We start from the raw sequence: 6,952 nt of genomic DNA on the forward strand, positions 1-6,952 counted from the left end.
CCGTCGCCGCGGCGCGGGAGGCCCGCGGCGGCGCCCCCGTCACGGGCGACACCGTCGACCTGCTCGACCCGGACGCCGTGCGCGCCTGGGCCGGGCGCATCGAGAAGGACCACGGCCGCGTCGACGGCCTGGTCCACCTCGTCGGCGGCTGGCGCGGCTCGCGGTCCTTCGCCGACACCGACCTCGACGACTGGACCGTGCTGCACGACCTGCTCCTGCGCACCGTGCAGCACACCTCCCTCGCCTTCGACGAGCCGCTGCGGCGCAGCGACCGCGGCCGCTACGTGCTGGTCAGCGCCGCGGGCGCCAGCCAGCCCACCGCCGGCAACGCCGCGTACGCCGCCGCCAAGGCCGGTGCCGAGGCGTGGACGCTGGCCATGGCGGACGGCTTCCGCAAGGCCGGCCAGGCCGACGACCCGGCCGGCCCGCCCGCCGCGGCGGCCGTCATCCTGGTGGTGAAGGCGCTGGTGAACGCGGCGATGCGGGAGGCCAAGCCGAACGCGAAGTTCGCGGGCTTCACCGACGTGGACGACCTTGCCGGAAACATCGCGGACGTCTGGGACAGGCCCGCGCAAGAACTGAACGGGACCCGCCTGTGGCTCACACCCCAGCCGTGACCGCGCCGACCACGACGGCCGGCGGACCCCCGGGGCGCACCGACGCCAAGCGCCGCCACGACCCGGCGGTGCGCGGCTTCGCCAGCGACAACTACGCCGGCGCGCACCCGGAGGTCCTCGCCGCCCTCGCCCTCGCCAACGGCGGCCACCAGGTCAGCTACGGCGAGGACGACTACACCGCCCACCTGCAGCACGTCTTCCGCGGCCACTTCGGCATGGACGCCGAGGTCTACCCGGTCTTCAACGGCACCGGGGCCAACGTCGTCGCGCTGCAGGCCGTCACCGACCGCTGGGGCGCGGTGATCTGCGCGGACACCGCGCACATCCACGTCGACGAGTGCGGCGCCCCCGAGCGCGTCGGCGGGCTGAAGCTGCTGCCCGTACCCACGCCGGACGGCAAGCTCACCCCGGAGCTGATCGACCGGGAGGCGCGCGGCTGGGACGACGAGCACCGCGCCATGCCGCAGGTCGTCTCGATCACGCAGGCCACCGAGTACGGCACGGTCTACACCCCGGACGAGATCCGTGCCGTCTGCGAGCACGCGCACCGCCGCGGCATGCGCGTCCACCTCGACGGGGCCCGGATAGCCAACGCCGCGGCCTCGCTCGACGTGCCGATGCGCGCGTTCACCAACGTCGCCGGCGTCGACATCCTCTCCTTCGGCGGTACGAAGAACGGCATGCTCCTCGGCGAGGCCGTCGTGGTGCTCGACCCGGACGCCGTGCGCGCGATGAAGCACCTGCGGAAGCTGTCGATGCAGCTGGCCTCCAAGATGCGCTTCGTCTCGGCCCAGTTCGAGGCGCTGCTCGCCAAGGACCTGTGGCTGCGCAACGCCCGCCACGCCAACGCGATGGCCACTCGCCTCGCCGACGGGGTGCGCGGCATCGACGGCGTGGAGGTGCTGCACGCCGTGCAGGCCAACGGCGTCTTCGCCCGGCTGCCGCACGACGTGTCCCTGGCGCTGCAGAAGAACTTCCGCTTCTACTTCTGGGACGAGGCGGACGGCGTGGTGCGCTGGATGTGCTCCTTCGACACCACGGAGGAGGACGTCGACACCTTCGTCGCCGCGATCGCAGAGGAAATGCGGAGGACGTAACCGCCGCATGCCTATACGCTCCCTTGCATGGAACTCCAGCAGGAGCGGCCCGGCCTGTCCGCGTACCTCGCCGCCGACGCGGTCGTCGACCACGAGCACCCGCTCGTCGTCGAGACCGCCTACCGGCTGCGCGAGGTCGCTGAGGCGCCGGAGGCGTACGCCAAGGGCGCCTACGAGTTCGTACGCGACACGATCCCGCACTCCAACGACGCCGGGGACCTGCGCGTCACCTGCCGCGCCTCCGACGTGCTGAAGGCCCGCACCGGGATCTGCTACGCCAAGGCCCACGCCCTCGTCGCGCTGCTGCGCGCCCAGGGCATCCCGGCCGGCTTCTGCTATCAGCACCTCGGTGTGCTGCACGGCCTGGCCGCCCTGCGGCTGCCCGGGCGCGACTGGATCCGCCTGGACCCGCGCGGCAACAAGCCGGGCGTGACCGCGCGGTTCCGCCTCGACCGCGAGCAGCTGGCCTTCGTCCCCGACCCGGCCGCCGGCGAGTACGACGACCCGCTGGTCCGCGCGGCGCCCCACCCGGCTACCCTCGAAGCCCTCCGCACGGCCGCCGACCGGCGCCACCTGGACCGCATCTTGCCCACCGCCCTGTAACAGCGGCATCCGCAAGACCCAGACCCCGCAGCCCCCGCATCCCCGCACACCCACCCCAGGGTAGGCCGGGCCACTGACGCACGGTCCGCCGGCGGCCCGCGGGCCCGCGGGCCGCCCGGTGCCGTACGCCCCGGGCCACCGCCCCCGGAACCGACCCCGACCCTGACCCCGACGACCCCGCAGAAGGACCGCATGACCCTCCGCACCCACGTCTCCGACGAGGTACGCACCCTCGCCCCCGGCTTCGCCCACGTCACCGTCGTCGCCCGCGGCCTCGCCGGCGGCCCCAGCGACGCCGCGGGCGCCGCGCTCCTCGACGACGCGACCCGCCGGCTCGCCGAGCGCCTCGACGGCACCCCGCCGCAGCAGGACCCGCACATGCAGGCGTGGCGGGCCGCCTACGCGGCCTTCGGCGCCAAGCCGTCCAAGTTCCGCAACTCCGCCGAGGCGCTGGCCCGCCGCGCCCTCGGCGACGCCGGCCTGCCGCGTATCAACCGCCTGGTCGACATCTACAACGCCGTCAGCGTCGCCCACCTCATCCCCGTCGGCGGCGAGGACACCGACCACATCCACGGCGACATGCGGCTCGTCCGCGCCACCGGCGAGGAGCGCTTCGACGAGGAGCACCCCGAGCCCGGCGAGGTCGTCTGGTGCGACGACACGGGCGTGACCTGCCGCCGCTGGAACTGGCGCCAGGGCGTGCGCACCCGGCTCACCGAGGAGTCGGCGAACGCGCTGTTCCTGCTGGAGCGGCAGGAACCCATGACGTACGGGGAGCTGACCGCGGCGGCGGAGGAACTGGCCGAGGCGCTGCAGAAGAGTTCGCCCGGGGCGGCGATCGAGATCCGCGACCCGGCCTGAGACGCGCCGCGGCGGGGGGCGGGCCGCCCCGGCTCAGGTGCCCGGCGCCGGGGCGCTGCCACCCAGGTGCGCGGGCTGCCACCAGCTGTCGTCCGACCCCCGCGGGCGGTCCGGGTACGCGCGCTGCGCCGCCTCCAGCAGGTCCTGGACCCGGGTCTTCAGCCGCTCCGTGAGCTTCTCCGCGTCCTCGTGCTCTTCCCCGCCGTCCGCGCCGTCCGCGCCGTACGGGGCCGGCACGTCGTCCGGCACCCCGTCCCCGGTCGGGACCGGCGCGCCCAGGCGCAGCGTGATCGGCAGGTGGTTCCGGCCGAAGTCGCGGGGCCGCCCCTTGGTCCATATCCGCTGCGTCCCCCACACCGCCATCGGCAGCAGCGGCACCCCCGCCTGCTGCGCCAGCCGCGCGGCGCCCGACTTGAACGACTTCAGCGTGAACGACTGCGAGATCGTCGCCTCCGGGAAGACCCCGACGACCTCGCCCGAGCGCAGCGCCCGCAGCGCGTGCGAGAACGCCGCCGCGCCCTGCGCGCGGTCGACCGGGATGTGCTTCATCGCGCGCAGCAGCGGGCCGGAGACGCGGTGGCGGAAGACCGACTCCTTGGTCATGAAGCGTACGAACCGCTTCGCCGGCCGGGCCGCGTAGCCGCAGAAGACGAAGTCCAGGTAGCTGACGTGGTTGCTCACCAGGACGGCACCGCCGCGCCGCGGGACGTGTTCCTCGCCCTTCAGGTCGATGCGCAGGTCCATCGCCTTGAAGGCGGTTCTGCACAGGCCGACGACGGGCGGGTAGACGAGGTCTGCCATGCCGGGCCGATCCCTTCTCCGGCCCGGAGGGTCAGGAGGCTCCCGGCGGAAGTTACGCGTGCGTAGGTACGTACTCCCCGATCGTGCCCGACGCGCGCCCGCCACGCCAGACCCACCCCTTCGGCGTGACGGGATCTTGTCATCCCGCCCGCGGCGGTGCGGCATGCTGGAGGGATGGTGAACGGCACGGCGGAGCGGCTGACGGCGGTGGACCTGGACGCGCGCGGTCTGGGCGAGCGGGCCACCCTCGTGCAGTTCTCCAGCGCCTTCTGCCGCCCCTGCGCGGCCACCCGGCGGATCCTCGCCGACGTGGCGGGGATGGTCGCCGGCGTGGCGTACGTGGACGTGGACGCCGAGAGCCACCTCGGCCTCGTGCGCAGGCTGGCGGTGGAGCGGACGCCGACCGTGCTGGTGCTGGACGCGGACGGCCGGGTGGTGCGCCGCGGCACGGGCCTGCCGCGCAAGGCGGACGTCATCGCCGCGCTGGGCGCCGCGGTACCGGAGGCGTCCGCGGGAGACGGGGACGGGTAGGAAATGTCACAGCCGGGCGGCCTTGAACGGCGGGTGTGCGTACGGATGTACTGGTGAGTAATAAACTGGACGGCGACCACCGGATCCGCTCGGTGGCGGCCGTCGATGGCGCCTATGCTGCCAGCACGGCAGTGTCTCGATACGAAGTGGTGGGAGAGCCGGCGTGAGCTTGAGGATCGTTGTCTGTGTGAAGTACGTGCCCGACGCCACCGGCGACCGGCACTTCTCCGATGACCTGACCACCGACCGCGAGGCCGTCGACGGCCTGCTCTCGGAGCTGGACGAGTACGCGGTCGAACAGGCCCTGCAGATCTCCGAGGCCGCGGACGACGCGGAGATCACGGTGCTGACCGTCGGCCCCGAGGACGCGCGCGACGCGCTGCGCAAGGGGCTGTCCATGGGCGCGGACAAGGCCGTGCACGTCGAGGACGACGACCTGCACGGCACCGACGTGATGGGCACCTCGCTGGTCCTGGCCAAGGCCGTGGAGCACATCGGCTACGACCTCGTCGTCTGCGGCATGGCCTCCACCGACGGCACCATGGGCGTGCTCCCGGCGATCCTCGCCGAGCGGCTCGGCGTGCCCCAGGTCACCCAGCTCTCCGCGGTCGCCGTGGCCGACGGCAAGGTCACCGGCCGCCGGGACGGCGACGCGGCCAGCGAGCAGCTGGAGGCGGCGCTGCCGGCCGTGGTGTCCGTCACCGACCAGTCGGGCGAGGCCCGTTACCCGTCGTTCAAGGGCATCATGGCGGCGAAGAAGAAGCCGGTGGAGAACCTGGACCTGGACGACCTGGGCATCGACGCCGAGGAGGTCGGCCTGGCGGGTGCCTGGACGAAGGTCGAGGACGCCGCGGAGCGCCCGCCGCGCACCGCCGGCACGATCGTCAAGGACGAGGGCGAGGGCGGCAAGCAGCTCGCCGGGTTCCTCGCGGGCCAGAAGTTCATCTGAGCCCCCGCACCCCCTTCGCCGTTACGCCTTCCGCCCTCGTACCGCAGGAGAACGAGATCCATGACTGAAGTCCTCGTCTACGTCGACCACGTCGACGGCGCCGTGCGCAAGCCGACGCTGGAGCTGCTGACCCTCGCCCGCCGGCTCGGCGACCCGGTCGCCGTGCACCTGGGCCCCGGCGTCGAGACCGCGGCGCCCGTGCTCGCGGAGCACGGCGCGACGCGCGTGCTGACCGCCGACGCCGCCGAGTTCGCCGACTACCTCGTCGTCCCGAAGGTCGACGCGCTGCGGGCCGCGTACGACGCCGTGCAGCCGGCCGCCGTGCTGCTGCCGTCGTCGGTGGAGGGCAAGGAGATCGGCGCCCGCCTCGCGGTGCGGATCGGCTCCGGCATCATCACCGACGCCGTGGACGTCGAGGCCGGCGACGGGGGCACCGCCCAGGGCGAAGCCTCTGGGGGAGGCCCGGTCACCACCCAGGCCGTGTTCGCCGCCGCGTTCACCACCCGGTCGCGCGTCTCGCGCGGCACGCCGGTCATCACCGTCAAGCCCAACTCCGCCGCCCCCGAGGCGGCCCCGGTCGAGAGCGCCGTGGAGCAGCTCACGGTCGGCTTCGGCGAGTCGGCCGCCGGGACGAAGGTCGTGGGCCGGACCCCGCGCGAGTCGACGGGCCGCCCCGAGCTGACCGAGGCCGCGATCGTCGTCTCCGGCGGGCGCGGCGTCAACGGCGCCGAGAACTTCCACATCATCGAGGCGCTGGCCGACTCCCTCGGCGCGGCCGTCGGCGCCTCCCGGGCCGCCGTGGACGCCGGCTGGTACCCGCACTCGCACCAGGTCGGCCAGACCGGCAAGACGGTCTCCCCGCAGCTGTACATCGCCGCCGGGATCTCCGGCGCGATCCAGCACCGGGCGGGCATGCAGACGTCGAAGACGATCGTGGCCGTGAACAAGGACAACGAGGCGCCGATCTTCGACCTCGTGGACTACGGCGTCGTCGGCGACCTCTTCGAGGTGGTGCCGCAGCTGACCGAGGAGGTCAAGGCCCGCAAGGGCTGAGCGTCGGGGGCGGCCCGCCGGAGCGCCGCCATGCGGAAGGGCCCGCGGTGTCGCGGGCCCTTCCGCATGTGCCGCCGGCGCCGTGGTCGGGGCGCGCGAGCGCGTGGGAGGATGCGCCGCATGAGCGGGAGCGCGAGCCCGAGCCCGTACGCCTGGCTGCCGCGGGGCGCACGGGCGTGGAGCACGCCGCACGGCGGGGCGCCGGGGACCTGGCCGCGGTTCACCGTGGCGTACGCCCTGCTGGTGCTGCTGCGGATCACCGGGGACGTGCCGGTGCCGTGGCTGCTCGCGGCGGCGGCGGTCGTGGGGGCGGCGAGCGTGGCGGGGTATGCGCTGCGCCGGCGCTGCGTCCGGCCGCGGGGCGGCGGCTGGGTGCTGCCGGCGGCGGGTTCGGCGTCGCTGGTGGTACCGGGCGCCGCGGCCGGGGCGGCGGTGAGCAG

General features: G+C 74.2%; 9 protein-coding genes. 8 read left to right on the forward strand and 1 reads right to left on the reverse strand.

The window, feature by feature from the left end; genetic code table 11:
• The 4 genes from ABD317_RS31815 to ABD317_RS31830 all read left to right on the forward strand — a co-directional run.
• The coding region (locus ABD317_RS31815; RefSeq protein ID WP_344294509.1) for an SDR family oxidoreductase at positions 1–617 on the forward strand (617 nt) is incomplete at its 5' end.
• On the forward strand, positions 614–1,714 hold the full coding sequence (locus ABD317_RS31820) for a threonine aldolase family protein (RefSeq protein WP_344294511.1): 1,101 nt from the start codon (positions 614–616) through the stop codon (positions 1,712–1,714). The genes ABD317_RS31815 and ABD317_RS31820, both read left to right, overlap by 4 nt.
• 27 nt (positions 1,715–1,741) lie before the next feature.
• On the forward strand, positions 1,742–2,317 hold the full coding sequence (locus tag ABD317_RS31825) for a transglutaminase domain-containing protein (protein ID WP_027757432.1): 576 nt from the start codon (positions 1,742–1,744) through the stop codon (positions 2,315–2,317).
• Positions 2,318–2,509: 192 nt separating this feature from the next.
• A complete protein-coding gene (locus tag ABD317_RS31830; RefSeq protein ID WP_027757433.1) occupies positions 2,510–3,178 on the forward strand; it encodes a phenylalanine--tRNA ligase beta subunit-related protein in 669 nt (222 codons plus the stop codon).
• 33 nt (positions 3,179–3,211) lie between these two features.
• Here the strand turns inward: ABD317_RS31830 and ABD317_RS31835 are convergent, their stop codons facing one another.
• A complete protein-coding gene (locus ABD317_RS31835) occupies positions 3,212–3,979 on the reverse strand; it encodes a lysophospholipid acyltransferase family protein (RefSeq protein WP_344294513.1) in 768 nt (255 codons plus the stop codon).
• 174 nt (positions 3,980–4,153) lie between these two features.
• Here ABD317_RS31835 and ABD317_RS31840 point away from each other — a divergent pair, with 174 nt between their 5' ends.
• The 4 genes from ABD317_RS31840 to ABD317_RS31855 form a co-directional block, all read left to right on the forward strand.
• A complete protein-coding gene (locus tag ABD317_RS31840) occupies positions 4,154–4,510 on the forward strand; it encodes a thioredoxin family protein (protein WP_344294515.1) in 357 nt (118 codons plus the stop codon).
• Between the two features lie 163 nt (positions 4,511–4,673).
• The gene (locus ABD317_RS31845; protein WP_027757436.1) at positions 4,674–5,459 is read left to right on the forward strand and encodes an electron transfer flavoprotein subunit beta/FixA family protein; all 786 of its coding nucleotides are present in this window, start codon (positions 4,674–4,676) and stop codon (positions 5,457–5,459) included.
• 60 nt (positions 5,460–5,519) lie between these two features.
• On the forward strand, positions 5,520–6,512 hold the full coding sequence (locus tag ABD317_RS31850; protein WP_344294517.1) for an electron transfer flavoprotein subunit alpha/FixB family protein: 993 nt from the start codon (positions 5,520–5,522) through the stop codon (positions 6,510–6,512).
• A 120-nt stretch (positions 6,513–6,632) separates the two neighbouring features.
• A partial coding sequence (locus tag ABD317_RS31855) for a hypothetical protein (protein ID WP_344294520.1) occupies positions 6,633–6,952 on the forward strand: 320 nt, incomplete at its 3' end.

This window comes from Streptomyces synnematoformans, assembly GCF_039531005.1.
Lineage (GTDB): Bacteria > Actinomycetota > Actinomycetes > Streptomycetales > Streptomycetaceae > Streptomyces > Streptomyces synnematoformans.

What these genes read in the sequence shown, in the direction of transcription:
- ABD317_RS31825 (WP_027757432.1), top strand. Translation starts at nt 1,742, where the DNA reads ATGGAACTCCAGCAGGAGCGGCCCGGCCTGTCCGCGTACCTCGCCGCC.
- ABD317_RS31830 (WP_027757433.1), top strand. Translation starts at nt 2,510, where the DNA reads ATGACCCTCCGCACCCACGTCTCCGACGAGGTACGCACCCTCGCCCCC.
- ABD317_RS31835 (WP_344294513.1), bottom strand. Translation starts at nt 3,979, where the DNA reads ATGGCAGACCTCGTCTACCCGCCCGTCGTCGGCCTGTGCAGAACCGCC.
- ABD317_RS31840 (WP_344294515.1), top strand. Translation starts at nt 4,154, where the DNA reads ATGGTGAACGGCACGGCGGAGCGGCTGACGGCGGTGGACCTGGACGCG.
- ABD317_RS31850 (WP_344294517.1), top strand. Translation starts at nt 5,520, where the DNA reads ATGACTGAAGTCCTCGTCTACGTCGACCACGTCGACGGCGCCGTGCGC.